The organism is Pandoraea sp. (assembly GCF_041919235.1).
In the GTDB taxonomy this organism is placed as follows: domain Bacteria; phylum Pseudomonadota; class Gammaproteobacteria; order Burkholderiales; family Burkholderiaceae; genus Pandoraea.
The window spans coordinates 70464-96281 of record NZ_JAYRUC010000020.1; the positions used below are offsets into that span (position 1 = coordinate 70464).

Genomic DNA, 25818 nt, shown 5'->3' on the forward strand with positions numbered 1-25818 from the left:
AAACCCGGAGTCAGTCGCGCAGATTACGCACGAACATTTCGAGATGGCGCTGCACGGCTGCGGCGTCGTCGCGGCTCACGTCGGCGCGCATGCGCGTGTCGATTTCCTTGGCGACGGCTTCGCATTGCGCGAGCACCCGGCGGCCTTCGTCGGTCAGTTGGAGCAGCACGATGCGGCCATGATTCGGATCGGGTTCGCGCGTGATCCATTGGCGCGCCGCCATGACACTCACGACCTCGTTGGCGGACTGCGGCGTGATGAACGAGCGCTGGGCGAGCTGCGCGTTGGAGAGCTTGCCACGGGCGTCGAGTACCGAGAGCGCGGTGAACTGCGCCAGCGTAAGGCCGAGCGGTGCGAGCGCTTCGGACATGTGGCGGCGCAGCAGACGGTCAAGGCTGGCAATGACGTACGTAAGCCGTAGTTTGGAGCGGCGAGCGCGCGTATCGGCCGCCCCCGTCGCCCCTTCGAGCGCACTGCCGGATGCCGGCGCGACGGTGTCGTGGGAACTTGCCGCTGCAGCCGGCTTCTTTTTCTGGGGTACAACGCTCATGATGAGAGGGCGACGATGCGCAAACGGCCGGCGCAGGTGATCGCGTAGTGCGGGAAAGTCAGCAGTGTAACGCCACCGCCGCACCGTGGCGACGCCCCTCCAGGTATCCCGAGCGCACACCCCGCCGCTCGCCCGGCCCCGCAGACCGGGCCCTGCCCATACGTTGGACGAACGACTTCAGCCGGCGAGCTTGCGGAACGTCTCGAGCACGGCGTCGCCCTTGAACGGCTTGACGATCCAGCCCTTCACACCCGCCGCCTTGCCGCGCTCCTTCATGGCAGGACTGCTCTCGGTGGTGAGCATCACCACGTTGACGGTCTTGTTCGCGAGTTCACCGCGAATCTTTTCGACCATCGTCAGGCCGTCCATGTTCGGCATGTTCACGTCGCTGATGACGAGCTTCACGCCTGGGCTGGCCTTGAGCTTTGCCAGGCCGTCTTTGCCGTCGACGGCCGTGTCCACGTCCAGGCCGTTCTTGCGCAGAAAACCGGCGACTTCATCGCGCACGGTGCTCGAATCGTCGACCACGAGAATCTTCGACATGGTGTTGTCCTTGTGTGTAAGAGAAAGTCGATGCTTGCGCCAGGCGCTCAGAACAATTCCAGCGCCCCCGTCTCGACGGGCTCGGACGGCGCCTGCGCAGCTTCGCGGAACGCTTCCGGCGACCAGTTGAGACTGAACACGAAGTGTTGATGCAACGTCACGAGCTGTCCGCTCACCGGATCGGTGAGCCGATAGACGAAGCACAATTGCGGGTTGTCGGTGCCGAACGAGATGTACTTCTGCTTATGATTGATGAGCAGCGGTACTTGCACCTGCGCGCGGCCGATCGCCGACGGATCGCCCATGTAGCGATTTTTGAACGCGCCCCAGATCAGGTTCGTCAGTTCGCCGAGCATGCCATTGAGCTCACGAAAGCCTGCCGGGTCTTCGCAGCGTCCCGTATGTTCGAGCAGTTGCATGAAGGGCACCTGTTCGGCCTGCATCATCATGTAGCCACGGCACCAGGCGCTCTCGAGCGGGATGAGGCTGAAGACTTCGCCGAAGATGATGCGGTCGCGCACCACCCCCGGCGGCTCGCAGCACACCGCAATGTCACCGAACAGGCCGTGAAGCACGCCGTCGGTGATATCCATCATGCCGCGCACGAGCGCTTCCGGGTATTCATGCTCGACACTATCGTCGAGGATCAGAAAATGGCTGACCGGCTCTCGGGGGGTGCTTCGGTTCATTGACGTATTTTCCTAACGCGTAACAAGGCCATTGCCGATTCAAAACAATTCCAGTTCGCCGCTGCTGTCCTGCGCATCGCTGACTTCAGCGTTGAAGTCGAGCGGTGCGTGCGCGCAAACGCACAGGGTAGCCGCCAGACGCACCGATCCGTCGAGCGTGATGTCCCACGACGCCAGTAGATTCGGTCTGAGCAGCGAGAGGTGGGGCACGCATCGTGCGCTCAGCACGTAAGGCGTCGACATGCCCAGATCGGGGAAATAGCGGAGCAGTTCCTGATTGATGGCCCCGCAGCAGAGATTACCCAGTTCGACGAAGACTTCGCGAAACGGCTTGTCACGCTCCTCGCCCGCGAAGTACGCCGTGGTGACGTCGTCCTCGTCGAAATGCAGCACCAGGAGCATGCGAAAGTCGATTGACGATATCGTTAGCACAACGACGTTCGCGTGCTGGTTGACCGGGTCGACCTCGGTGGGCGTCGTGGCGGCACCGGTTTGACGCACAACGCGCGGCACGATCTCGCACGGTTCGTGCGACGAGCGTGCGAGCCGGGAGCGTGCCGCCTTGTGCAGAATGCGTTCGAAACTATCGCGTGCGTGAGCGCTGATCAAAACGGAGCCTGCCTGCTTAGTGAAGACGGGAATGCAACTGCTGCGCCAGGGCTTCGACGCTCGAGAGCGATGCCGCGATCATCTTGCCGCCCGCCTGAATGTCCTGGAACGTCGCTGTGGTCGTCACGTCGTTGCGATGCAGGCTGTCGCGGTAGCTCTTCGAGAGTTCTTCGGAGCGTGTGGCCAGCGCGCGCACTTCCCCCGCGACGATGCCAAAGCCGCGTCCGGCCGCGCCCGCGCGGGCCGCTTCGATGGACGCATTGAGCGACACGATCAGCACGTGCCGGACAATCGACGCCAGTTCGTGGTTCTTGGCGTGCATGTCCTGGTTCTGTGTCATGAGCGAGATCATCTGTTCGTGCCAGCGCTCGAACGTCGCCGCCAGTCCGCGCAGGCGCGCGGCTTCGCCCGCAATGCGCTCTGCCTCGCCCTGCCAGAGCGCTTTGGCCTCCAGCACCGCCGCTTCCGACTTGCGCGCCGCTTCCAGATCGTGCTCCGCCTGCGTCAGACGCGCCTGCTGTGCCGCCAGCGCGGCGTCGTGCGCGTGTGCCTGCTCGTCGGCGGCGACAACGGCGAGGCGTTCACGTTCGAGCGCCTGCGCAAGTGCCTCGTCACGCGACAGGGTCATCGCACGCCAATGCGCCGTGGCCTGCGCCATGCGCCAGCGGTGCGCAACGAACGCCGCCACGACCGCAATCGTTACGCCAGCCAGCCCACCTGCCAGTAGCCCTTGCACTGCAATCATGCTCACGTCGTCTCCGAAAGCGCTGCGTCGGCGTCCAGCGCCGGCAGGTCGACGGCATCGGCTGCCACACTGTTCAGGTCGAAGCCATCGACGACGAGGTTATCGGGCAGACATACCACCGTCTGGAACTGACGAAACTCGGCGCCCTTGTGCTCGTCGGTGAATCGCAGTTCGATGCGTCCGTGCTCGCGCCGCACGAACGCTTGCACGGCATCCATGCCCACTCCGCGCCCGGAAACTTCGGTGACCTGCGCCGCCGTCGAGAAGCCTGGGCGGAAGATGAACTGGGCGATCTGCTCGTCCGTCACATACGTCTCGGCCGTAATCCAGCCACGCTGCACGGCAATGTTGCGAATGCGGTGCAACGCCAGCCCGCGACCGTCGTCGGTGAGCGTGACTTGCAGCATGTTGTGATCGAGACCGACTTCGATGTCGATGGTGCCGGCGGCGGGCTTGCCCTGCTTGCGGCGCTCGTCCGCGCTCTCCAGTCCGTGGTCCATGGAATTGCGCAGCAGATGCATGAACACGTCGCGCAGAATGCGCACGGCGGGCGAGCGCAGACGGTAGCCGTTGTCGTCGATGCGCACCGCCGGGGCCGGTTTGCCCAGCTCCTCCGCGAGCGACGGCAGCGAATCCAGCACACCGCCCAGGGCTTCGCCCACGCCTTCGGTGCCCAGCAGACGCAGGGTCTGATGCACGGCGTCGCGCATGGCGACGAGTTGGTGCAGGTCGTTCGGATCGGCCGCTTCGAGCATGCGCAGGCTGGCGCGAATGTGTGAGCGCTCGACCACCATCGAGTGGTCGTCGGCGGCTTTGCCCGGCCCCTTGCGGCCGAGGCTCATCTCATTGACGTGCGCATAGGTGTCGACGGCTTCGCGCACGCGCTCGAGCTCGCGCATGAGACCGTCCTGATCCCACAGGCGGGCGACGTCGGGCTGGCGCAACGCGTGATATCGTTGTTCGGTCTCGTGCACGACGTTCGTCAGGTACTGCAGGTTGTACGTGCGGGCATTGCCCTTGATCGTGTGCATGTTGCGGAACAGTTCGGCGATAGCCGCGCTGTCGGCCTGCGAATGCTTGCGGATGATGCGCTCGTTCTCGCGAATGAAGCCCGTCGAGCTTTCGATGAAGTGGTGGAACTTTTCCTGGCTCACCGACAGAATCTCGCCGATCATCTCCAGCCGCTGCTTTTGCTCGCTGGCCTCGGCGGCGAGTTCGCGCAGCTCGGTCACGTCGCGCACACACAGCATCAGGCGCAGGATCGTGTCGCTCTCGTCGGTGATCGCCGACCACGTCAGGTCGAGCTGCTTGAGGCGTCCGTCCGGCATGCGCCGGCCGATCTCACCCACCAGCAAGTGTTCGTTGAAGACGAAGTTGACGGTGTCCTGCCCGATACAGGCATCGATGGCGGCTTCGACCTGCGAGCGTGCATCCGAGCCCAGATCGCTGTCGCCGAAGACCAGCTCCATGACGGGGCGCCCGGCGATGTCCTGCGTCTCGAAGATCGCTTCGAGGTAGGCCGAGTATTCGCCGTGGACCTTCGCGCCGTCGACGACGGTCAGAATGCCTTGCTGCATATTCTGCAACATTGCCTGAATGTCGGCGGTCCGCTGCTTGAGCTGGGCCGAGCGTTCCTGGATTTTCTCGATCATGCCGTTGAACGCGACGATCGAGTGCCCGATTTCATCCATGCGTCCGACCGGCACGCGACGCGTGAAGTCCTGGCTATTGGCAATCTCGCTCATCATGGCCTGCATGCGCGAAAGCGGACGCGTGATCTGACGGTAGAGCAGCGCGCCCACGGCCGTGAGCAGCACGATGGCCAGTCCGGTCACAATGCCGATGGCCGTCGTGGTGGTCGAGAGCGTGTCGTTGAGCGTGGCGATGGCCGAGTCTTTCTGGCGATTCTTCTCGACGCGCAGCGTGTTGACCACACCTTCGAGTTCGTCGCGATATTGCGCGACCATGGCGAAGAGGAACGCCTGCGCCATGTCGGTCTTGCCCGCCTGCTTGAGCTTGGCGGTCTCGCTGATGGCGTTGAAGTAGTTCTCGACGCTCTCGCGCGCTTGCGTCACGAGCCCCTTCTGGGCATCGCTCGCGGCACCTTCGGCCTGACGCGTGAGCGACCGGTCAATGTCGCTGCGCAGCTTCTTGAGTTGATCGAGCGCCTGTTCGACGACGGTGTCGTCCGGCGCATAGACCAGCGTCATCGCGGCGATCTGCACCGCCTTGACTTGCGAGACGAGATCGGCAGACGCCAATGCACTCGGCACCACACCTTGCGTGACCTGCCGCACCTTGTGAGCACTGGCGCGGGTCTGATAGACCGCATAGCCGCCAATGATCGAGAGCGCGACAAACGTCAGGATCACCAGTAGCGTAATTCGATGACGGATCGTCATGGCGTCATTTCCCCGGGTCGCACCGACGCCCGGTGCCACGCGTGGTTTGACGCAGTAGATCGGCCGCCGAATTAGTTTTAGGATTCCTCGTGCGACTTGATTATTGCGGGTGAACCGTGACGATTCGATGAATCAACCGCGCTTTCATGCATCCGCGATGCGACAACGCCGTCCGGTCACTCAAGAGGATTGAACCGAACGATCTGAGTGAGCGCACACCAACGCGACCGCGCGATGCGTTCGCGTCATCGCGTCCCGCCTACGCGCAGCGCCGGCCACGCGGTGCGACGCACACCTCGTGACCGGCGCTGCTGACGAGACCGTTTCGCTCAGAAGCCTGCGGCGAGTCCGTCGCGGCGACTATCGCTTGCGGCGACGTAGCCGCGCTCGGGATCGTTGCGATCCAGACGCCAGATGTACTGACCCGAACCGAAATCCATATACGGATCGTCGATGGACTTCAACGAGTGGCCCAACGCCACCAGACCGGCCACCGTCTCGCGGTCGAGCGTCGATTCGATATCGACGGTGAAGTCGCGGTTGACCTTCCAGCGCGGCGCATCGCACGCCGCCTGCGGCTGCTGGCCGTAGTCGAGCATGCGCACGATCGATTGCAGATGACCTTGCGGCTGCATGTCGCCGCCCATCACGCCGAAGCTCATCACCGCCTCGTGCCGAGCGTCGACCTTCTGCGTGAGGAACGCCGGAATGATCGTGTGGAACGGTCGCTGTCCGCCTTCCACCACGTTGGCAGACTTCGGGTCCATGGAGAAGCCGCAGCCACGGTTTTGCAACGCAATACCCAGGTCGGGCACCACCACGCCGGAGCCGAAACCCATATAGTTCGACTGAATGAAGCTCACCATCATGCCTTGCTCGTCGGCGCTCGACAGATAGATCGTGCCACCGGCCTTGGGCATGCCGAAGTCGAAATGCGTGGCCTTGTCAGGATCGATGAGCTTCGCGCGCTCAGTGAGATAGGCATCGTCGAGCATCTGCTCCGGCGTTACGTCCATCGAGCGTGGATCGGCAACGTATCGATAGAGATCGGCGAAGGCGAGCTTCATCGCCTCGATTTGCAGATGCTGCGAATGCACGCGATCGACCGCGAGACGCGACATGTCGAATTTTTCGAGAATGCCCAGCGCCATGAGCGCCGCGATGCCCTGCCCGTTGGGCGGAATCTCGTGCACGGTGTAGCCGCGATAATCTTTCTCGATAGGCTTGACCCAGTCGGCACGGTAATTGCGCAGATCGTCGGTCGTCATCGCGCCACCGTGCTGCGCCGACCACTCGGCGATGCGTTGCGCGATCTCGCCTTCGTAGTACGCGCGCGGCCCTTCCTTCGCGAGCATGCGCAGCGTGCGCGCGTGACCCGGCAGACGAATCAGCTCGCTCGTGGTCGGCGCGCGACCGTGCGGCATGAACGTCTGCGCGTAGCCGGGAAAGTCCTTCAGCTCAGGCACTGCCGCCGCCCATTTGCGCGCGACGATATGCGCCACGGCATGGCCGCGCTCGGCGATCTCGATCGCCGGCGCCATGAGATCGGCGAACGGCAGCTTGCCGAACTTTGCGTGCAAGGCTTCCCAGCCGGCAATCACGCCCGGCACGGTGACCGTGTCGAGACCGCGCATCGGCTGGTTGGCAATGCCGTGCTGCTCGCCGTACTTCTTGCGGAAATATTCGACATTCCAGGCGGCCGGCGCCACGCCCGAAGCGTTCAGGCCATGCAGTTCCTTGCCGTCCCAGATCAGCGCGAAGCAGTCGCCGCCCAGGCCGTTGGAGACCGGCTCGACGATGGTCATGCACGCCGCGGCGGCAATTGCGGCGTCGACGGCGTTGCCGCCCTGCCAAAGCATGCGCAGACCGGCCTGTGCGGCAAGCGGGTGCGACGTCGACACGATGTTGCGGGCGAACACCGGCAGGCGCGGTGTCGGATACGGATTCTGCCAATTGAATTGCGTCATGGGACTCGCGGTTAACCTTGTCTCGAATGGGGGAATGGGCCTGTCGGGAACGACGTTGGCGATGCTCGCGCCACGCGGCTTACTGTTCGCGCGGATCGAGTGCGTCGCGCAAACCGTCGCCCAGCAGGTTGAAGCCGAGTACCGTCAAGAAGATGGCGATACCGGGGAAAACGGACATCCAGGGTGCCTGTTCGACGAAGTCCTTCGCCGTATTGAGCATCGAGCCCCACGACGGCGCGGGCGGCAATTGCCCGAGCCCCAGAAACGACAGGCTCGCCTCCGCGATGATGGCTGTCGCCACCGTCAGGCTCGCCTGCACGATGATCGGCGGCAGCACGTTGGGGAAAATATAGCGCACGATGATGCGCGCATCCGTCAGGCCGATGGCGCGCGCGCCCTCGACATATTCCTCTGCCTTGACGGTGAGCGCCTGCGCTCGCGCGAGCCGCACGAATCGCGGCATGGCCGACACGCCAATGGCGATCATCGCATTCGTGAGGCTCGCGCCGAGGAACGCTGCCATCGCAATCGCGAGGATCAGGAACGGGATGGAGAGCAGCGCATCGGCCAGGCGCGAGACGATCGCATCGACCCAACGGCCGAAGTACCCCGCCAGCAAGCCCAGCGGCACGCCAACGATCACCGCGATACCGACCGACACGACCCCCGCCGCAAGCGACGCACGTGCGCCAAAGATCATGCGGGCGAGCACGTCGCGGCCCAGCTCGTCCGTGCCGAACCAGTGCATTGCGCTCGGGGCCTGTCGCACGGTCATGAAGCTCGTGGCAATGGGATCGTACGGTGACAGCCACGGCGCGAACAGCGCAATGGTCACCGCGAACATCACGATGACGGCCCCCACGACCGCCGCGCGGTTGCGCATGAACTTGCGCAGCCCTCGATGGCGGCGGCGTGGCAAACGCTCGGGACTGGCGCCGGCCGTGACGAGACGCGCGCCGCCAGGGGGCGGCGATGCAGTAGAGGGGGTGGGCAATGCAGCCATGTTCGAAGGGGTCTCAGGCGCGACGCAGGCGCGGGTTGAGCAGGACGTAGAGCACGTCGGCCAGTAGGTTCAGCACAATGAAGCTCACGGCGGTGACAAGGACCACGCCCTGCACCACCGCGTAGTCGCGATTGAACACAGCGTCGACGACCAGCTTGCCGAACCCCGGAATCGTGAAAACCTGTTCGGTGAGGACCGCACCTGCGAGCAGTTCGCCGAAGAGCAGTGCGAGCACCGTCACGATGGGAATCAGTGCGTTGCGCAGCGCATGCTTGAGCACGACCGTGCTGCGCAACAGCCCTTTGGCGCGCGCCGTGCGAATGTAATCGGTACGAAGCACCCCGAGCATCGCGCTACGCGTGTGGCGCATCAATTGCGCACCCAGCGCCGCCCCGAGCACGAACGCGGGCATGATCATGGTCTTGATGCTCATCCACAGGTCTTCGCCCGGCGGCACGTAACCCGACGACGGCAGCAAGTGCCAGCGCACCGAGACGAGAAAGATCAGCAGGATGCCAAGCCAGAAGTTCGGAATCGACATGCCCGACAACGCCAGCACGTTCGCACCGTAATCGATCGCCTTGCCCCGATTGGCCGCCGACACAATGCCCAACGGTACGCCGATCCCGATGGCGATCACCAGTCCGAACATCGCCAGTTGCAGGGTCACGGGCAGCTTCTGGGCGATGAGCGTCGTCACCGGCTCGCCCGTACGCAGCGAATTGCCAAGGTCGCCACGCAGCACGTCGCCGATCCAGAGGGCGTACTGCGTGGGCAGCGGTTGATCGAGGTGATACTTCTCGCGCAGCGCCGCGATGACCTGCGGGTTCTGGTCCTCGCCGGCCATCGCGAGCACGGGATCGCCGGGCAACATCTTCTGAAGCCCGAAGATCATCATCGACACGATGATGAGCGTGGGTATCGCAACCAGCACACGATGGATGACGAGGCGCAGCATGGCGGCTCCTTTTTCCCGGGTTAGCCCTTAATGCTCACGCCGCGCAGGCGAATCAGCCCGTCGGGATACGGCACGAAGCCCTGCACCTTCTTGCTGAGCACGTACGGCCACGGCTGCACGTACAGATACAGGATGGGGTTATCGTCGGACAGTATCTTGCTGGCCGCGTCGTAGAGCGGCTTGCGCTCGGCCACGCCGGACTTCACACGGGCTTCGTTGAGCAGCTTGTCGACATCGGCGTTGCAATACTGGCCGTAGTTCAGATTGCCTTTGCACGTCACGAACTGATGCAGGTTGCCATCGGGATCGACGCGTCCCGACCAGCCGTTGTAGAGCACGTCGAAGTCGCCGCGATGGGCTGCATCGAGCGCCGCCGCGTAATCCATCGGACGCAATTTCAGATGGATGCCCGCCTCGGCCAGCATCGCCTGAAGCATCTGCGCCATCTGATTGGCCACCGTGTTGTTGCCGAAGCTCAGCGTGACGTCGACCTTCTCGAAGCCCGCCGCTTTCAACAGCGCCTTGGCCTTGGCGACGTCGCGCTTGGTCGTCTTGATCGACGCGTCGTAATACTCCCCTGAGCGCGGCAGTGCCTGATTGGCGGGGGTGAAGATGCCGCCGCCGATGACTTGATTGATGGCATCGCGATCGATAGCCAGATCGAACGCCTCGCGCACTCGCTTGTCGCGCAACGCCTTGGGCGCGTTGGCGCCCACGTTGAACGTCAGCCCGTAGTAGCCCAGCCCGTCAATGGAGACGAAGTTCAGATTCGGATCGCGCTTGACCGACTTCACATCCGAGGGCGCTAGGCGCTCGAGCATGTCGAGCGACCCCGAGCGAACATTGGCCAACCGGACCGTCGTGTCGGGAATCGGCAGGAAAACGACCTTCTGTATCGGGTACTTGTCGGCTTCCCAAAAGCCCGGGAATTTCTCCAGCACCACCCGATCGTTCTGCACACGCTGCACGAACTTGTACGGGCCGGAGCACACGGGGTGCGCCTGCACGCCGGCATCGTCGGCCAACGTCTTGGGCGCGAGCATCATCCCCGCGCGATCCGACAGCGTGGCAAGCAGCGCGGAATCCGGCGCCTTGAGCACGATCTTGACCGTCGAGTCGTCCACAGCGTCGACATGATCGATCGACGACAGCTCGCTCTTGCGATTGCTGGCGGGCAAGCTGCGCGCGCGGTCGAGATTGGCCTTGACTGCAAGGGCGTTGAACGGCTCGTCGTCGTGGAACTTCACGCCGTGGCGCAGCTTGAACGTCCAGGTCTTACCGTCGGCACTCACGCTCCACGAGGTGGCGAGCATCGGCACGAACTTCAGGTCGGGGCCGGTATCGACCAGCGAACTGCACAGCGAACGCAGCACCATGCGATCGACGACCTGCGAGCTGCGTGCCGGATCGAGCGACCCGATATCCTCCTGCAAGCCGATGCGAAGCGTCGACTGCGCCATCGCGCAGGCTGCACCGGTCGTCAATGACGCCGCCAGAACAAGATCAAGCAGAACTTTACGCATGCGTGAGATCCCTTGGGTGTGAGAGTGAGGTGAGAGTGATGTCGAGGTGTTGTTATGCGCCGATTGCCGCGTCCGCCTGCGCCTGCCGTGCCCGATACAGCGCCAGACGCGCGCCCAGCTTTTCGCTGGGCGGCGCAGCGCGCGCTGGGCTGGCACCGGCGTTTTGAATCTCCCGCCAGAAATGACAGGCGACTTGCCGGCCGTCGGGCAGTGCTTCGTCGACCGGCTTGTGCTCGCGGCACGCTGCGCGCGCGTGCGGACAACGCGGATGAAAGCGACACCCGGGCGGCGGCGCCGTCGGGCTGGGCAATTCGCCGCCAAGTGGCGCCCGCTCGCGCCGCAGGTGCGGTCGGCTGGCCGGGATCGCCTGCAGGAGCGCCTGGGTATACGGGTGCAATGGGGTGTCGAAGAGCGCGTCGGCGCTTGCCAATTCGACGATCTCCCCGAGGTACATCACGGCCACGCGATCGCTCATGTGGCGAATGACCGCCAGATCGTGGGCGACCATGATGAGCGTCAGGCCGAAGTCGTGCTTGAGACGCTCCAGCAAATTGATGACCTGGGCTTGCACAGAGACATCGAGCGCCGAGACCGGTTCGTCGCCCACGATCACACGTGGCTCCCCGGCCAGCGCGCGCGCGATGCCAATGCGCTGACGCTGCCCCCCGGAGAATTCGTGCGGAAACCGCTGCGCGTAATCGGGTTGCAGGCCCACGGTGCGCAGCAACTCGGCCACGCGTTCGTCGCGAGCACGTCCGCGCGCGAGGCCGTGCAACGCGATGGGCTCGCCAATCAGGCCGCCCACGGTCATGCTCGGATTGAGCGAAGCGAACGGGTCCTGGAAAATGATCTGCAGCTCGCGCCGAAGACGCCGCATGGCGTTCGCGCCCAGGGTCATGATGTCCTCGCCCTGATAACGCACTTCCCCGCGCGTGGCGTCGAGCAGGCGCAACAGCAGCCGTCCCAAGGTCGATTTGCCGCAACCGGACTCGCCCACGATCGCGAACGTCTCGCCAGGCTGCACGGCAAACGACACACCGTTCACGGCATACACCGTAGGCGCGCGCGAAAAACCGACGCGATGTCCGCCAAAGTGCTTGGTCAGATCGCGCACCTCCAGCAACGGGGATGGGACGTTCATAGGGGGACCTCTTCCATCGGATAGTCAGGCGGTGTCAGGGCCTCGACCGGCGCCAGCCAGCAGGCGACGCGATGCTCGCCGCTCAGCGTGCGCTCGGCGGGCGCCTCGCGCGTGCAGCGGGCTTCGGCAAACGGGCAGCGGGGGGCAAAGCGGCATCCGGCGGGCATGCGCTCCGGCGAGGGCACCGCGCCGCGAATCGTCGCAAGCGTGCCCTCACGCTTGCCAATCGACGGAATCGCGCCCATCAACCCGATGGTGTAGGGATGTTGCGGATCGTCGAAAATCTCGTCGACCGTTCCATATTCCACAATGCGCCCCGCGTACATCACCGCGACATCGTCGGCGACTTCGGCGACCACACCGAGGTCGTGCGTGATGAGCACGACGGCGGTGCCGGTTTCCCGCTGCAACGTCTGGATGAGGGTGAGCACCTGCGCCTGAATCGTCACGTCGAGCGCGGTGGTCGGCTCGTCGGCAATGAGCAGCGCGGGCCGGTTGGCGAGCGCCATCGCGATCATCACGCGCTGGCGCATGCCGCCGGAGAGTTCATGCGGATAGTTGTCGAGACGGGTCTCGGGCGCAGGAATGCGCACGCGTTTGAGCATGTCGAGCGCCTCGGCGCGCGCGGCGCGCCGATCCAGTCCACGATGACGCCGAATGCCCTCTTCGATCTGATGACCGATGGTGAACGCCGGATTCAGCGAGGTCATGGGCTCCTGAAAGATCATTGCAAGCCGATTGCCGCGCAGGTCGGCGAAATCGCGCTCGCCCAGCGCCAGCAAATCCCGACCTTCGAACATGGCGCGCCCCGCCACGACATTGGCCGGCGGACTCGGCAACAGACCCATGAGCGCGAGCGACGTCACGCTCTTACCGCATCCCGATTCGCCAACGATGCACAGCGTCTTGCCGGGATGCACGGCAAACGAGACGCCATCGATCAGATTGGGGGCATCGGACGCTTTGGAAAACTTCAGCGACAATCCGGTGACTTCAAGCACCGGCCCAGCGTCTGCGGGCGTAGTCATGGGCGCGTTGTGTGGGTCGGTCTTCTCGCCCTCGGTTCCGGCACGCCGGTCGTGAGGGATGGGTATGACACGATTATGTCGCCCGCGCACTCGAAGGAAATATTAATATTTCTTTTTCACCTGTAAATTAATTTTAACTACCCGATGCTGACCTTGCGCATGTTGAAGACGTTTCGGCTGGTGGCCCAAACCGGCTCGTTTGCTGCGGCCGCGGAGCGTGCCGCGCTGACACAGGCGGCCGTCAGCCTGCAAATGCGCGGGCTCGAAGACGCCGTCGGTCAGCGGCTGTTCGATCGGCGCGGGCGGCAGATCACGCTCACGCGTCAGGGACGCGAGCTGTTTCCTCGTGTCGAGCAGATCCTGGCGCTCACGGCCGAGTTGACCGCTACCCCGATGGACGCCATGCAGGGCCCGGTGACCATCGGCGCGGTGGTCTCGGTCATCGGTGCACTGTCGCTCGTGGTTGCGGAGCTGAAGACTGCACATCCGCGGCTCGACGTACGGCTGACGTCGGCACGCTCCGACGAACTCACCGGTCTCGTTGAACAGGGTGAAGTCGACATTGCCGCGGTCGTCGCCCGCGCCGACGATGCCCGCGCCGACGGCCTCGTGTGGACGCCGCTCTACACCGAGCCGATGGTCATGGTTGTGAATTGCGAGGTCACCGAAGCCGACCCGCAGCGCGTTCTCGACGCGCATCCGTTCTTACGCTTCGACCGGCGCGTGCGCACCGGCATGGTGGTGGAGCAGGCGTTACGCGCGGCGAAGCTCAGCGTGAACGAGTACCTTGCGCTGAACTCCATCGAGACGATAGTGGCGCTCGTGCGCAAGAACGTCGGCGTGTCCGTCTTGCCGCTGCTGCACCGGGGCGACTGGCAGTCGGACCCGCTGTTGCGCATCGTGCCGATTGCAAAGCCGCCCCTGCTGCGCGTGGTAGGCATGATTCATCGCGAGCACGACGCTCGCACGCGCAACATCACGGCGGCCATTGCGGCCATGCTGCATGACGTGTGAGCGTGGGAAATGAGGCGGTGAAGGGGTAAGGCGTGAAGACGTGAGGCGGCGAAAGTGGCGAAAGTGGCGAAAGTGGCGAGTGCGGTGAAAGCGGCGCGATCACGGTCGCGCCGTCGGCTTGAAACACGTTCACGCGCGCGATCAGTCGCGCGTCTCGAAGGCCTTGTTGATGCGCAGCGCCACCAGCGTGCAGAGGGTGCCCGAAAGCAGATATCCGCTCACGGCGATCAGCCCGAACTCGGACGACAATCCAAGCGCCACGAGCGGTGCGAACGCCGCGCCGAACAGCCAGGCAAAATCTGTCGTCAACGCCGCACCGGTGTAGCGGAAGCGTTGCTCGAAGTTCGACGTCACCGTCCCCGCAGCCTGCCCATACGACAATCCGAGCAGCGCGAAGCCGACCAGAATGAAGATGTCTTGCCGCGTCGAACCGCCCCCCATCAGAAATGGTGCGAAGAGCGCGAACACGCCGATGAAGATGGCGAACAGACCCAACGTGGTACGCCGGCCGATGCGGTCGGCGATGCGCCCGGAGATGACCGTGCACACAATGGCAATCGCCGCGCCGCACAGTTGCACGATCAGCACGTTGTTCAGATCCTGCGAATTCTGCAGCGCAATCCACGACAGCGGGAACACGGTCACGAGGTGAAAGAGCGCATAGCTCGCCAGGGCGGCGAACGCACCGAGGAAGATGTTGTAGCCCTGCGAGCGCACCATCTCGCGCGTGCTGATCGGCTCCAGTTGGCCCTCTTCGAGCATCTCCGTGTATTCGTGCGTCACCACCAGACGCAGCCGCGCGAACAGCGCCACCACGTTCACCGCGAAGGCCACATAGAAGGGGTAACGCCAACCCCACGTGAGGAAGTCGTCGGACTCAAGGCTCCAGTGCAGGAACAGGAACAGGCCCGCCGCGATCATGAAGCCAATCGGCGCTCCCAACTGTCCCATCATCGAATACCAGCCGCGCCGCTGGGGCGGTGCGTTCATGGCGAGCAGCGACGGCAAGCCGTCCCATGAGCCGCCGAAGCCGATGCCCTGCACCAGACGGAAGAACGCGAGCAACCAGATCGAGCGGTCGCCCAACACGGCGTAACCCGGCAGGAACGCCATGCCGGCGGTCGCTGTGCCGAGCACGAACAGCGCGGCCGTGAGCTTCACGCTGCGCCCCCAGCGGCGCTGCACGTTCATGAACAACGCCGTGCCGAACGGGCGCGAAATAAACGCCAGGGAGAAAATCGCGAACGCGTACAAGAGCCCATGCAGGCTGTCGGCGAACGGGAAGAAAACGCTCGGGAAGACGAGAACGGCGGCAATGCCGAACACGAAGAAGTCGAAGTACTCAGAGGCGCGTCCGACAACCACACCGACCGCGATCTCCTCCGGCGCAATGCGGGATTTGCTCCCGTGATCTCCGTGATCGTGCGCCGTCGCCGCTGCGGAAATGCCCGGCGGCGTCGGCGATTGATGAGCACTGCTTGACATTATCGGACCCCCTTGCGGATCGGGATGACGATGACACTCGTGCCAGAAGAGCATCGCAGGTATCGCGAATCGACGCCATCGGGTTTACCCTAAATTGCTGCATCCGGGGCGGCAGTCCATGATGGTCCCGGTCTACGGCTACGGTTCCATCGATCGCAGCATGACTTCCCCCAAGCTCCTCCGCGGGGTGCTATTGCTCCCTGCCGCCGCGTTGCTGTCCGGTTGCAATACCGTATTGATGTCGCCGTCCGGCGATCTTGCGGTACGGCAACGGGACATCATCATCGTCTCGACCGTTCTCATGTTGCTGATCATCGTTCCGGTGATCGTGCTGACACTGCTGTTCGCCTGGCGCTACCGTGCGTCGAACAAAGACGCGGTCTACACCCCCGAATGGGACCACTCGACGCTGCTCGAGCTTCTCATCTGGGCCGCACCGCTGCTGATCATCATCGCGCTGGGGGCGCTCACCTGGGTGAGTACGCACAAGCTCGACCCGTACCGCCCGCTCGAGCGCATCGACGCCAAGCGCGCGATCCCGCCCGACACGCGCCCGCTCACGGTGCAAGTGGTTGCCATGGACTGGAAGTGGTTGTTCTTCTATCCCGACCAGGGCATCGCCACCATCAATGAACTGGCCGCGCCTGTCGACCGGCCGATCCGCTTCGAAATCACATCGACGACGATGATGAATTCGTTCTTCGTACCTGCGCTGGCTGGACAGATCTACGCTATGCCGGGCATGGAAACCAAGCTGCACGCGGTCATCAACAAGCCCGGCATCTACGACGGTTTCTCCGCGAACTTCAGCGGCTCGGGCTTCTCGGGCATGCGTTTCAAGTTCCACGGGCTGTCGGCAGACGATTTCGACGCGTGGGTCAAACAGGTCAAAGCCAAGGGCGAGAACCTCACACGCGACAAGTACGAGGCGCTCACTCAGCCGAGCGAATGGGTACCGGTGCATTACTACGCCGACGTCGCGCCCAATCTCTACGATGCGATTCTCAACCGCTGTGTGCTGCCGGGACAGACTTGTCTGAAGGACATGATGGACCAGCCCAATCACCCGCACGCCAGCCGGGCGCGCTCAGGCAACGCCGATGCATTGCTGGCCGATGCGATGTGCACGGCGCAGAACACCCTGCAGTTCGCCTCAGGCATGCGGCGGGCCCCCGGTGAGGGACTCACGCAGTGACGCACACCGCGCCCAACCGTCGACAATGATGCGCCTCGCGCGCGAATGATTCCAGGCTCGAGCTTATGGACATCGTCAAGCTGATCTTCGGCCGCCTCACGCTTGAGGCGATCCCGTACCACGAACCGATCCTCGTTGCGACATTTGCGGGTGTGGCGCTCGGTGGGGCCGTCGTGCTGGGCGCCATCACCTACTTCAAGCTGTGGGGGTATTTGTGGCGCGAGTGGTTCACGAGCATCGATCACAAGAAGATCGGCATCATGTACGTGATGCTCGGCATCGTCATGTTGTTGCGCGGCTTCGCCGACGCCGCGATGATGCGCATCCAGCAGGCGGTCTCGTTCGGTAACGACATGGGGTATCTGCCGCCCCATCACTACGATCAGATTTTCACCGCGCACGGCGTGATCATGATCTTCTTCGTGGCCATGCCGCTCGTGACCGGCCTCATGAACTTCGTGGTGCCGTTGCAGATCGGCGCGCGCGACGTGGCGTTCCCGTTTCTCAACAACTTCAGCTTCTGGATGACGACGAGCGGTGCAATGCTCGTGATGTTGTCGCTGTTCGTGGGGGAATTCGCCCGCACGGGATGGTTGGCCTATCCACCGCTGTCGGGCATCCTGCAGAGTCCGGATGTCGGCGTCGATTACTACATATGGGCGCTACAGATCGCCGGGATCGGCACGCTGCTCTCCGGGATCAACCTGCTCGTGACCATCGTGAAGATGCGCGCGCCGGGCATGACGATGATGCGCATGCCGGTGTTTACGTGGACCTCGCTGTGCACCAACGTGCTGATCGTGGCGGCGTTCCCGGTGCTGACCGCCGTCCTCGCCATGCTCGCGCTGGATCGTTACGTCGGCACCAACTTCTTCACGAACGATCTTGGCGGTAACGCCATGATGTACGTGAACCTGATCTGGATCTGGGGTCACCCCGAGGTCTACATTCTCGTGCTGCCGGTGTTCGGTGTGTTCTCCGAGGTCGTCGCCACATTCTCCGGCAAGCGCCTGTTCGGCTATGCGTCGATGGTCTATGCGACGGTCGTGATTACCGTGCTGTCGTATCTGGTGTGGCTGCATCACTTCTTTACGATGGGTTCTGGCGCGAGTGTGAATTCGTTCTTCGGTATTACGACGATGATCATCTCGATTCCGACCGGTGCGAAGATATTCAACTGGCTTTTCACCATGTATCGCGGGCGGATCCGCTTCGAAGTGCCCATGCTGTGGACCGTTGGTTTCATGGTGACGTTCGTCATCGGCGGCATGACGGGCGTGCTGCTCGCCGTCCCGCCGGCCGACTTCGCGCTGCACAACGGTCTGTTTCTGATCGCCCACTTTCACAATGTGATCATCGGCGGCGTGATCTTCGGCATCATGGCGGCGATCACCTATTGGTTCCCGAAGGCCTTCGGCTACCGGCTCGATCCGTTCTGGGGCAAGTGTTCGTTCTGGTTCTGGTTCATCGGGTTCTACGTCGCGTTCATGCCGCTGTATCTGCTTGGCCTCATGGGGGTGACACGCCGGGTCAGTCACTTCGACGACATGTCGCTGCAAATCTGGTTCGAGATCGCCGCCGTGGGGGCATTGCTCATCGCCATCGGCATCGGGTGCTTCATCGTCCAACTCGTGGTGAGCTTCATGCGCCGCGAGCAACTGCGCGACGACACGGGCGACCCATGGAATGGCCGCACGCTGGAATGGTCGACGTCGTCGCCGCCGCCGGTCTACAACTTCGCCTTCACCCCGCTCATCCATGACAACGACGCCTGGTGGCAAATGAAGCAGCACGGCTTCACGCGTCCGGAGGGCGATTTCATCCCGATTCACATGCCGAAGAACACGGGGGCGGGCATCATCCTCGCGGGTCTCGCGACGGTATGCGGTTTCGGGCTGATCTGGCACATGTGGCTGGTGGTGATCGTGGCGTTCATCGCACTGCTGGCGGTCGCCATCGGCCACACGTTCAACTATCACCGCGAGTACTACATCCCGGCCGATCAGGTCGAACAAACGGAGGCAGCGCGCACGCGACTGCTCGCCCAGCATGGCTGATACGACCGCAACCTTCCCGGCAGGGGGCGTCCCACACGAGACTCACGCCCCGAGCCCGCCCCGCGACGGCGAGCTGAAATTCATGATGACGAGCGACTACCACCCGCCCGGCGGGACGCTGCTCGGCTTCTGGGTCTACCTGATGAGCGACTGCCTCGTCTTCGCTTGTCTGTTCGCCGCATATGGTGTGCTCGGTCGCAACTACGCGGGTGGGCCGACCGGCGCGGAGCTGTTCGAACTACCGCTCGTGGCGGTCAATACCACCTTCCTTCTGCTCTCGTCGATCACCTACGGTTTTGCAATGCTCGAGATGCAGAAACGCCGCCAGAGCGCCGTACTGGGGTGGCTAGCGGTCACCGGCGTGCTCGGCGCCGCGTTTCTCTCGCTCGAACTGTACGAATTCGCCACCCTCATTCACGAGGGCGCCGGACCGTGGCGCAGCGCGTTCCTATCTTCGTTCTTCACCCTGGTGAGCACGCACGGGCTGCATGTCACGTTCGGCATCATCTGGCTCATCACCCTGATGGTGCAGGTCGGCAAGCACGGCCTCACCGCCCCCAACCGTCGCCGTCTGATGTGTCTGTCGATGTTCTGGCACTTTCTCGACGTCGTATGGATTGGCGTCTTCACCTTTGTCTATTTGATGGGAGTGCTGCCGTGAGCACCCAAGACTCGCCCCTGCACGATGCCGACGGGCACGACCACGATCATGCGGACGAAGGGCCGCACAGCACCTTGCGCGGCTATGCGACCGGTTTCATTCTGTCCGTCGTCCTCACCGCCATTCCGTTCTGGTTCGTGATGGGCGGCGTATTCGAGAAATCGAGCAGCACCGCGATCATGATTTTGTTTCTGGGCGCCATCCAGATTGTCGTGCACATGATCTACTTCCTGCACATGAACGGGCGCTCCGAGGGCGGCTGGAACCTGTTGTCGTTGATTTTCACGATCGTGCTGGTCGTGATCACCTTGTCGGGTTCACTCTGGGTGATGTATCACCTGAACCAGAACATGATGCCGGGTATGATGCAGGATACGAAAAACCTCCCTTGAACGGCATCTCCCTTGAGCAGCGATCGATTTCATGATTCGGGGGACGCTCAGCGTCCCCCGCCCACGTCCGGCACGGCCGGTGCCCCCGCCCGGCCCTCTCTCCTTCGGGTGGTCATCCTCGGCGCCATCACCTTGGTGCTGATCTCCGTGTTCGTCTCCCTCGGCACTTGGCAGCTCCATCGCCGCGCTTGGAAGATCGATCTGATCGAGCGCGTGAATTCGCGTGTGCATGCGCCCCCGGTGGCCGCCCCCGCGCGTGGGCAGTGGGCGTCGGTCAACGCGGCCGAAGACGAGTATCGCCATGTTTCGCTCACTGGCACGTATCGCTTCGACAAGGACACGCTCGTGCAAGCCGTGACCGACCTGGGCGGCGGGTATTGGGTGCTCACGCCACTGCAAACGGCGGAGGGCGGCGAAGTGCTGATCAACCGAGGCTTCGTCCCACCCGGCTGGAAGGAGGCCGTGCCCCCTGCCCCGGCTGGCGAGATCACCGTCACCGGCCTGCTGCGCATGCCCGAGCCCGGCGGAGGATTCCTTCGCAAGAACGCGCCGTCCGAAAACCTCTGGTATTCGCGCGACGTCGCGGCCATTGCCACCGCGCGTGGCTTGAAGTCGGCCGACGTGGCCCCCTACTTCGTCGATGCCGACGGCAAACCGGGCACCGATGCACGAAACGTGTTCGCCGGCGGCGACGCGCAAGCCTTGACCGGCAAGGCAGCGGCGCGCGACTACCCGGTGGGCGGACTGACGGTGGTGCAGTTCCCGAACAACCACATGAGCTATCTGTTGACGTGGTACGCGCTGGCGATCATGTCGGCCGTGGCGGGCTGGTTCGTTATCCGACTCGAACTGCGCAAGCGTTCGCCGTAAGCGGGTTCGGCACTGCGAGCGCCCCATATGGCTCAACACGCCGTTTCATCTGGCTTCAAGTCCGCCTTGCGAAGGCGTGTCCCATCCCCCGAATCGCATTGGCGACGACGGGGGTGACAACGCAAGAACCGCAGAGCGGATTCTCACGCTCGATCTTGCGATACCAACGAGCCGCGCCTGCCGCGAGACCCGCAATGCGCGCGTACGATCGATCATCCCTTTGCGCTCAGCAATCCCGCTTTGTTGAGCGCGCCACTTGAATAAGCGTTCTCCAGCGTGAGCTGGCCGATCTTCGCATGTAGTTCCGTCAAATCGACTTGTGGCGCGCTCGACGCCGTGCCGCCCGTGCCAAACAGGTTGGGGGCACATTCCTGCCACTGCCGCTTTCATTCGGTGATCGGGTTCAGATGCACATCGACCGGCGGCACCAGTCCGGCTAGCGTCCGCCCATCCTTGAGCGCTGTCGTCGCCACTTTCGCTTTGGACGCGGCTGAGTGCGTCCATCGGGTTTTCTTCGTCGTCCTCCTGGTGACTTTGTCGGCCTTATCGCCGGCGCAGGCCCCGAGCGTTCTACTTATCCGACTGTCCGAAATTGCGCGGCCATCTCTGATCACGTCAGTCGATAGGGCCATGCGCCTCGCGGGGCATTTGTACGCCGAAGGTTCGACACTTGTAACTTTTCGTAATGCGACCATCGGAAATTCAGGAACTCCTCGCGGGAGTTCCGTCCAATAAGTTTCCCCGTGTATTGCGCCAGTGTCTTGCGTGGTGAACGCCGCCGCGCGAGGCGCGATTTCTTGCATGCACGCGTCCACCGTCACCCTCTCACTACGGAACCGCGCGAAGATGTCCGCCTTGTGGTACCCGCTGCTCAGCCCATCCCTGCCCCGCTTCTATCGTCTGTCCCCGAGTGCAATCGCATTCGCCCGCCTGGTGCTCTTCGGCGTGATGCTGCTCATTGCGGGACTGCCTGTCAGCGATGCGCTCGCCGCCACGGTCCATCATTCGAGCATCGACAAGCATCACCACGATCGCCACAAGAAGAAGAAAGAGGCGGCGAAGCCATTGTCAAAGACGACGCATCGGAAGTCGGCAGTGGCGGGCACGTCGCGCAAGCGAACGGCGAGTCATAGGGCGAAGCCGCATCCCCGCCGCAAAGCGGCAGCGCCGTCTCGGCAAGCGAAGCGTTCACCCACGGCTGCACGACGCCACACGACGCTGAAGGCAGCGAACGGTGCGCAGGGTATAAAGGGCGTGAAGGCCGCCTCGTCGTCGCACATCAGTAATAAAGCGAAACCCCGGCTGCTCGCCCGCTGTGGCTTCACGCCGGCGTCACGCAAGCACCTGTTCTCCCGTGCCGTTTATGTGGTCGACGAGAAAACGCATACGCCGCTCTTCTCACGCAACGCGAATCAAGTGTGGCCGATTGCGTCGCTGTCGAAGCTGATGACGGCCGTGGTCTGGCTTGATAGCGATCCGGCAATGCGCGCACCGCTCACCGTCACGAACGCCGATCGCGATACGCTGAAATTCACGCATTCGCGTCTCGCCGTCGGCTCGACGCTTTCGGGTGCGGAGATGCTGCATATCGCGCTGATGGCATCGGAGAACCGCGCCGCCGCCGCCTTGAGCCGCGACTATCCTGGCGGGCGTTCAGCCTTCATCTCGGCCATGAACGCCAAAGCCCGTGCCTTGAACATGCCCAACACGCGCTTCGAGAACTCGACGGGACTATCGCCGAATAACGTGTCGACGGCGCGCGAGTTGGCGCGTCTGGTGCGGGCGTCTAACGGCTATCCGCTGATCAGGCGCTACTCGATCGATCATCAGCAGCGGGTGTCCACGGGCAAGGGCCAGTTGCAGTACGTCAACACGAATCGCCTGGTGCGTTACGGCAAAGTGGATGCGAGCGTTCAAAAGACCGGCTTCATCAACGAATCGGGGCACAACATGGTGATGCGCGTGCTGGTGCACCGGCGGCGCCCGGTGATTGTGACGATGCTTGGCAGCGACACGCCGGAAGGCTCGCGCCTCGATGGCGTACGCATCGCGCATTGGTTGTCGTGCTCGTTGCGCTGAAGCGCGCGTGGCATTCGCGCAGGCAGGCGGACCGCACCCGACGGCCATTGCGACGACGAGCCGCCGCCCTCCCGCGAGCACGGGTCTGAAGCGACCGTCCCCCGAGTGCCGATAGCGAGCGCCCGCGCGCGTTAGCCGAGCTTGGAATTGGGCGTGCGGAACATCTCATTGGGTCGGGTCGACGGCTGCGCGGCGCTTCCGGGCGAGATTCGAACGATGGTTCTACGTCGGCCGTCAAGACTGGCGGCGCGGCATTGGGGCGCATACAATTTGCGCCACATTCCCAATGGGCGAAAATCCCCCTTATTCGTACATGGCATCTCATCCGACTCGAATTCCCGACGCTGTCTCGCTCCCCGAACTCACCGTACGGGGCATGATCCTCGGCGCGCTGATCACCGTGGTGTTCACCGCCTCCAACGTCTACCTTGGCCTGAAAGTCGGGCTGACGTTCTCCTCCTCGATTCCGGCCGCCGTCATTTCCATGGCGGTATTGCGCGCGCTGCGTGGCAGCAACATTCTCGAGAACAATATGGTGCAGACGCAGGCGTCTGCGGCCGGCACGCTCTCGTCGATCATTTTCGTATTGCCTGGCTTGCTGATGATTGGTCACTGGCAAGGTTTCCCGTTTGGTTTGACGTTCGCGATCTGCGCGTCGGGCGGCGTGCTCGGCGTGCTGTTCACCATTCCGCTGCGGCGGGCGATGGTCGTCGACAGCGATCTGCCTTATCCCGAAGGCGTGGCGGCAGCGGAAATTCTGCGTGTAGGCAGCGAGGCAAATGAATCACCTTCGGCTGACGGAAGGGGTTCGATCGCAAAAGACGCGGCGGGCACTGAGTCCAGCGGTGTGCGCGAAATTGCGTTTGGTGGCGTGGTGTCCGCGCTGTTTGCGTTCGCGACGAGCGGTCTCAGGGTGCTGGGGGAGAGTATTACCGCGTGGGTTCCGGCGGGCGCGGCCGTCTTCCGCCTGACGACCGGTTTCTCGCTCGCGCTGGTCGGTGCGGGTTATCTCATCGGCATTGTTTCGGGTCTGGCAATTCTGCTTGGCATTGTATTGAGCTGGGGCATTGCTGTGCCCGTGTTGACGTCCATCACGCCGAATGCCGATGGTCAGGCGATTGCTGCGTTTGCCAATGGGCTCTGGCAGCACAAGGTTCGGTTCATCGGCGCGGGCACCATTGGCGTGGCCGCGATCTGGACGCTCATTACACTCGCGAAGCCGATGGTTGATGGTGTGAAGACGTCGCTCACCGCCCTGGGGCGCTCACGCGGTGCGCGCGGCGCGGCTGAGGCCACGGGGCGCACCGAGCGAGATCTTTCGCCGTACTGGGTGATTGCGCTCACACTCGTGTGCGTGGCCGTTTGGGTGGTGACATTTGGCGTGTTCCTTGCGAGCGCACCGCTGTCGTTGAGTGGTATTGCCACGCTGGTGGCGTGCAGCGTCGTGTTTGCGGTGGTTTTCGGTTTTCTCGTGGCGGCAGCCTGTGGCTACATGGCTGGGCTGGTGGGTTCATCGGCCAGCCCGATTTCGGGAATTGGAATTGTGGCCGTGGTGCTCGTCTCGCTGCTGATTCTCAGCGTGAGTCGGGCGAGCGGATTGCTCGATACGGGTGCCGGGAGCAAGCTCGCGATTGCGCTGGCCTTGTTCACGACGTCGGCCGTCATTGCCATTGCCACGATTTCGAACGACAACCTTCAGGATCTGAAGACGGGCTGGTTGGTCGGTGCGACGCCTTGGCGTCAGCAGGTGGCACTGCTCATCGGTTGCGTGGTTGGCGCGGCGGTGATTCCGCCGGTGCTGAACTTGCTGTACAACGCCTATGGATTTATGGATGCGTTGCCGCGTCCGGGGATGGATCCGTCGCAAGCCCTTTCGGCGCCTCAGGCGATCTTGATGACGGCGATCGCCAAGGGAATCTTCACGCATCAGCTCGACTGGTCGATGCTCGGCATCGGCGCCGTGCTGGGATTTGTGTTGATTGTCATCGATGCATTGCTGGCGAGGCGGGGTGGCATCGCGCGGGTACCTGTGATTGCGGTAGGGATCGGCATCTATCTGCCCCCGACGATTGGCTCTGTGCTGGTGATTGGTGCGTTGTTGGGCTGGATTGCGCAGCGGATCGTGAAAGCGCGTGCGAAGGCGCAGGGCAAGGACTTCGTTGCGTTCGCGCAAGCATCTGAGCGGCGCGGCGTTTTGTTGGCGTCGGGATTGATCGTCGGCGAGAGTCTGGTGGGCGTCGCGATGGCGATGGTGGTCGGCTTCACCGGGTCCGACGCGCCGTTGGCAATCGTCGGTAGTGGTTTCGCCCCGACGTCGGAATGGCTTGCGCTGGTGGTGTTCGCAGGCATTTGCGCTGTGGTCGTTAGACGAGTGCTCGCACCGACACGGTAAGGCGGGTACTCGTTCGCTCCTGCCTTAACCGTGAGTTATACGACTGTGAGTCGCTGGATGCCTCGTCGGCATTGAGCGACTCACAGTTGTTTCGGCAGAATCTGTCAGGGATTTACGCTTCTTGACCTGTTCCGACGAATCGCGAGTCGAACCAACGGGGAGATCCCGGCATGTGAGCGCCGCGACGATTTGTCGACCTGCATCGCAGCGATCGAGCCGTGGCAATCGAGGCGTGCCGACAGTATCGTTCCGCGACTCGGTTTGAGATGATCTGGATGAAATTACGCGATCAAGCGAATTGATCTTCGAAGCACCCGCGCTCGGCATGAACCAAGATCGGCCACATAGGAAGACTCGGCGCCTTGAATTGGTTGCGAAATGCGCCTCGCCTTCGTTGAAGGCTCAGCCCCCGCCGGCATCGACCAGCGGAATTGAATTGGATAGGAAGATAGGAAGAGGCGGCGCAAGAACTGCTCGCAGAAAAGCAAAAACCCCTTGCTGCGCGTTGCAGCAAG

General features: G+C 63.2%; 22 protein-coding genes. 8 read left to right on the forward strand and 14 right to left on the reverse strand.

What is annotated here, in order from left to right; all coding sequences use genetic code 11:
- Positions 1 to 10: 10 nt before the first annotated feature.
- The 12 genes from ACE3UG_RS16620 to ACE3UG_RS16675 form a co-directional block, all read right to left on the reverse strand.
- Complete coding sequence (locus ACE3UG_RS16620; protein WP_374625855.1) at positions 11 to 550, reverse strand: MarR family winged helix-turn-helix transcriptional regulator; 540 nt, start codon at positions 548 to 550, stop codon at positions 11 to 13.
- Between the two features lie 177 nt (positions 551 to 727).
- Positions 728 to 1093, reverse strand: coding sequence for a response regulator (locus tag ACE3UG_RS16625; RefSeq protein ID WP_374625857.1), 366 nt, complete (start codon positions 1091 to 1093; stop codon positions 728 to 730).
- 47 nt (positions 1094 to 1140) lie between these two features.
- A complete protein-coding gene (locus ACE3UG_RS16630; protein WP_374625859.1) occupies positions 1141 to 1782 on the reverse strand; it encodes a chemotaxis protein CheX in 642 nt (213 codons plus the stop codon).
- Positions 1783 to 1821: 39 nt separating this feature from the next.
- Positions 1822 to 2391, reverse strand: a complete 570-nt coding sequence (locus ACE3UG_RS16635; RefSeq protein ID WP_374625861.1) for a hypothetical protein — start codon at positions 2389 to 2391, stop codon at positions 1822 to 1824.
- A 16-nt stretch (positions 2392 to 2407) separates the two neighbouring features.
- Positions 2408 to 3136, reverse strand: a complete 729-nt coding sequence (locus ACE3UG_RS16640) for a methyl-accepting chemotaxis protein (RefSeq protein ID WP_374625902.1) — start codon at positions 3134 to 3136, stop codon at positions 2408 to 2410.
- Between the two features lie 2 nt (positions 3137 to 3138).
- On the reverse strand, positions 3139 to 5538 hold the full coding sequence (locus ACE3UG_RS16645; protein ID WP_374625863.1) for an MCP four helix bundle domain-containing protein: 2400 nt from the start codon (positions 5536 to 5538) through the stop codon (positions 3139 to 3141).
- A 329-nt stretch (positions 5539 to 5867) separates the two neighbouring features.
- On the reverse strand, positions 5868 to 7505 hold the full coding sequence (locus ACE3UG_RS16650) for a gamma-glutamyltransferase family protein (RefSeq protein WP_374625866.1): 1638 nt from the start codon (positions 7503 to 7505) through the stop codon (positions 5868 to 5870).
- Positions 7506 to 7584: 79 nt separating this feature from the next.
- The gene (locus ACE3UG_RS16655) at positions 7585 to 8508 is read right to left on the reverse strand and encodes an ABC transporter permease (protein WP_374625868.1); all 924 of its coding nucleotides are present in this window, start codon (positions 8506 to 8508) and stop codon (positions 7585 to 7587) included.
- 13 nt (positions 8509 to 8521) lie between these two features.
- Complete coding sequence (locus ACE3UG_RS16660; RefSeq protein ID WP_374625870.1) at positions 8522 to 9466, reverse strand: ABC transporter permease; 945 nt, start codon at positions 9464 to 9466, stop codon at positions 8522 to 8524.
- A 20-nt stretch (positions 9467 to 9486) separates the two neighbouring features.
- Positions 9487 to 10989, reverse strand: a complete 1503-nt coding sequence (locus ACE3UG_RS16665) for an ABC transporter substrate-binding protein (protein ID WP_374625872.1) — start codon at positions 10987 to 10989, stop codon at positions 9487 to 9489.
- Positions 10990 to 11041: 52 nt separating this feature from the next.
- Complete coding sequence (locus ACE3UG_RS16670; protein ID WP_374625874.1) at positions 11042 to 12130, reverse strand: ABC transporter ATP-binding protein; 1089 nt, start codon at positions 12128 to 12130, stop codon at positions 11042 to 11044.
- Positions 12127 to 13158 carry an ABC transporter ATP-binding protein gene (locus ACE3UG_RS16675; RefSeq protein WP_374625876.1) on the reverse strand — a complete coding sequence of 344 codons (1032 nt, stop codon included), beginning with the start codon at positions 13156 to 13158 and terminating at the stop codon, positions 12127 to 12129. Before ACE3UG_RS16675 ends, ACE3UG_RS16670 begins: the two co-directional genes overlap by 4 nt.
- A gap of 144 nt (positions 13159 to 13302) precedes the next feature.
- On the opposite strand from ACE3UG_RS16675, the gene ACE3UG_RS16680 reads away from it, so the two are divergent.
- Positions 13303 to 14172: a LysR substrate-binding domain-containing protein gene (locus ACE3UG_RS16680; protein WP_374625879.1), complete on the forward strand. Its 870-nt coding sequence runs from the start codon at positions 13303 to 13305 to the stop codon at positions 14170 to 14172.
- Positions 14173 to 14313: 141 nt separating this feature from the next.
- Here ACE3UG_RS16680 and ACE3UG_RS16685 read toward each other — a convergent pair whose 3' ends face one another.
- Positions 14314 to 15657: an MFS transporter gene (locus ACE3UG_RS16685; RefSeq protein WP_374625881.1), complete on the reverse strand. Its 1344-nt coding sequence runs from the start codon at positions 15655 to 15657 to the stop codon at positions 14314 to 14316.
- 160 nt (positions 15658 to 15817) lie between these two features.
- Here ACE3UG_RS16685 and cyoA point away from each other — a divergent pair, with 160 nt between their 5' ends.
- From cyoA to ACE3UG_RS16720, 7 genes are all read left to right on the forward strand, one after another.
- Positions 15818 to 16852, forward strand: a complete 1035-nt coding sequence (gene cyoA, locus ACE3UG_RS16690; protein WP_374625883.1) for a ubiquinol oxidase subunit II — start codon at positions 15818 to 15820, stop codon at positions 16850 to 16852.
- A 65-nt stretch (positions 16853 to 16917) separates the two neighbouring features.
- Positions 16918 to 18909 (forward strand): cytochrome o ubiquinol oxidase subunit I, encoded by a 1992-nt coding sequence (gene cyoB / locus ACE3UG_RS16695; RefSeq protein ID WP_374625885.1) that lies wholly within the window; start codon positions 16918 to 16920, stop codon positions 18907 to 18909.
- A complete protein-coding gene (gene cyoC / locus ACE3UG_RS16700) occupies positions 18902 to 19570 on the forward strand; it encodes a cytochrome o ubiquinol oxidase subunit III (protein ID WP_374625887.1) in 669 nt (222 codons plus the stop codon). Before cyoB ends, cyoC begins: the two co-directional genes overlap by 8 nt.
- Positions 19567 to 19962, forward strand: a complete 396-nt coding sequence (gene cyoD / locus ACE3UG_RS16705) for a cytochrome o ubiquinol oxidase subunit IV (protein ID WP_374625889.1) — start codon at positions 19567 to 19569, stop codon at positions 19960 to 19962. Before cyoC ends, cyoD begins: the two co-directional genes overlap by 4 nt.
- A 135-nt stretch (positions 19963 to 20097) precedes the next feature.
- A complete protein-coding gene (locus tag ACE3UG_RS16710; protein WP_374625904.1) occupies positions 20098 to 20832 on the forward strand; it encodes an SURF1 family protein in 735 nt (244 codons plus the stop codon).
- Between the two features lie 846 nt (positions 20833 to 21678).
- The gene (locus ACE3UG_RS16715) at positions 21679 to 22911 is read left to right on the forward strand and encodes a serine hydrolase (RefSeq protein WP_374625891.1); all 1233 of its coding nucleotides are present in this window, start codon (positions 21679 to 21681) and stop codon (positions 22909 to 22911) included.
- A gap of 313 nt (positions 22912 to 23224) precedes the next feature.
- Complete coding sequence (locus ACE3UG_RS16720) at positions 23225 to 25303, forward strand: OPT family oligopeptide transporter (protein ID WP_374625894.1); 2079 nt, start codon at positions 23225 to 23227, stop codon at positions 25301 to 25303.
- 281 nt (positions 25304 to 25584) lie between these two features.
- Here ACE3UG_RS16720 and ACE3UG_RS16725 read toward each other — a convergent pair.
- Positions 25585 to 25818 (reverse strand): hypothetical protein (locus tag ACE3UG_RS16725; protein WP_374625896.1); only part of this gene is annotated, 234 nt, incomplete at its 5' end.

Excerpts from the sequence above, each read along its gene's own strand:
- ACE3UG_RS16680 (WP_374625879.1), top strand. The coding sequence starts at position 13,303 with ATGCTGACCTTGCGCATGTTGAAGACGTTTCGGCTGGTGGCCCAAACC.
- cyoB (WP_374625885.1), top strand. The coding sequence starts at position 16,918 with ATGGACATCGTCAAGCTGATCTTCGGCCGCCTCACGCTTGAGGCGATC.
- ACE3UG_RS16620 (WP_374625855.1), bottom strand. The coding sequence starts at position 550 with ATGAGCGTTGTACCCCAGAAAAAGAAGCCGGCTGCAGCGGCAAGTTCC.
- ACE3UG_RS16670 (WP_374625874.1), bottom strand. The coding sequence starts at position 12,130 with ATGAACGTCCCATCCCCGTTGCTGGAGGTGCGCGATCTGACCAAGCAC.
- ACE3UG_RS16645 (WP_374625863.1), bottom strand. The coding sequence starts at position 5,538 with ATGACGATCCGTCATCGAATTACGCTACTGGTGATCCTGACGTTTGTC.
- ACE3UG_RS16655 (WP_374625868.1), bottom strand. The coding sequence starts at position 8,508 with ATGGCTGCATTGCCCACCCCCTCTACTGCATCGCCGCCCCCTGGCGGC.
- ACE3UG_RS16720 (WP_374625894.1), top strand. The coding sequence starts at position 23,225 with ATGGCATCTCATCCGACTCGAATTCCCGACGCTGTCTCGCTCCCCGAA.
- cyoC (WP_374625887.1), top strand. The coding sequence starts at position 18,902 with ATGGCTGATACGACCGCAACCTTCCCGGCAGGGGGCGTCCCACACGAG.
- ACE3UG_RS16640 (WP_374625902.1), bottom strand. The coding sequence starts at position 3,136 with ATGATTGCAGTGCAAGGGCTACTGGCAGGTGGGCTGGCTGGCGTAACG.
- ACE3UG_RS16660 (WP_374625870.1), bottom strand. The coding sequence starts at position 9,466 with ATGCTGCGCCTCGTCATCCATCGTGTGCTGGTTGCGATACCCACGCTC.
- ACE3UG_RS16685 (WP_374625881.1), bottom strand. The coding sequence starts at position 15,657 with ATGTCAAGCAGTGCTCATCAATCGCCGACGCCGCCGGGCATTTCCGCA.
- ACE3UG_RS16630 (WP_374625859.1), bottom strand. The coding sequence starts at position 1,782 with ATGAACCGAAGCACCCCCCGAGAGCCGGTCAGCCATTTTCTGATCCTC.
- ACE3UG_RS16715 (WP_374625891.1), top strand. The coding sequence starts at position 21,679 with ATGTCCGCCTTGTGGTACCCGCTGCTCAGCCCATCCCTGCCCCGCTTC.
- ACE3UG_RS16665 (WP_374625872.1), bottom strand. The coding sequence starts at position 10,989 with ATGCGTAAAGTTCTGCTTGATCTTGTTCTGGCGGCGTCATTGACGACC.
- ACE3UG_RS16625 (WP_374625857.1), bottom strand. The coding sequence starts at position 1,093 with ATGTCGAAGATTCTCGTGGTCGACGATTCGAGCACCGTGCGCGATGAA.
- ACE3UG_RS16675 (WP_374625876.1), bottom strand. The coding sequence starts at position 13,158 with ATGACTACGCCCGCAGACGCTGGGCCGGTGCTTGAAGTCACCGGATTG.
- ACE3UG_RS16650 (WP_374625866.1), bottom strand. The coding sequence starts at position 7,505 with ATGACGCAATTCAATTGGCAGAATCCGTATCCGACACCGCGCCTGCCG.
- cyoA (WP_374625883.1), top strand. The coding sequence starts at position 15,818 with ATGACTTCCCCCAAGCTCCTCCGCGGGGTGCTATTGCTCCCTGCCGCC.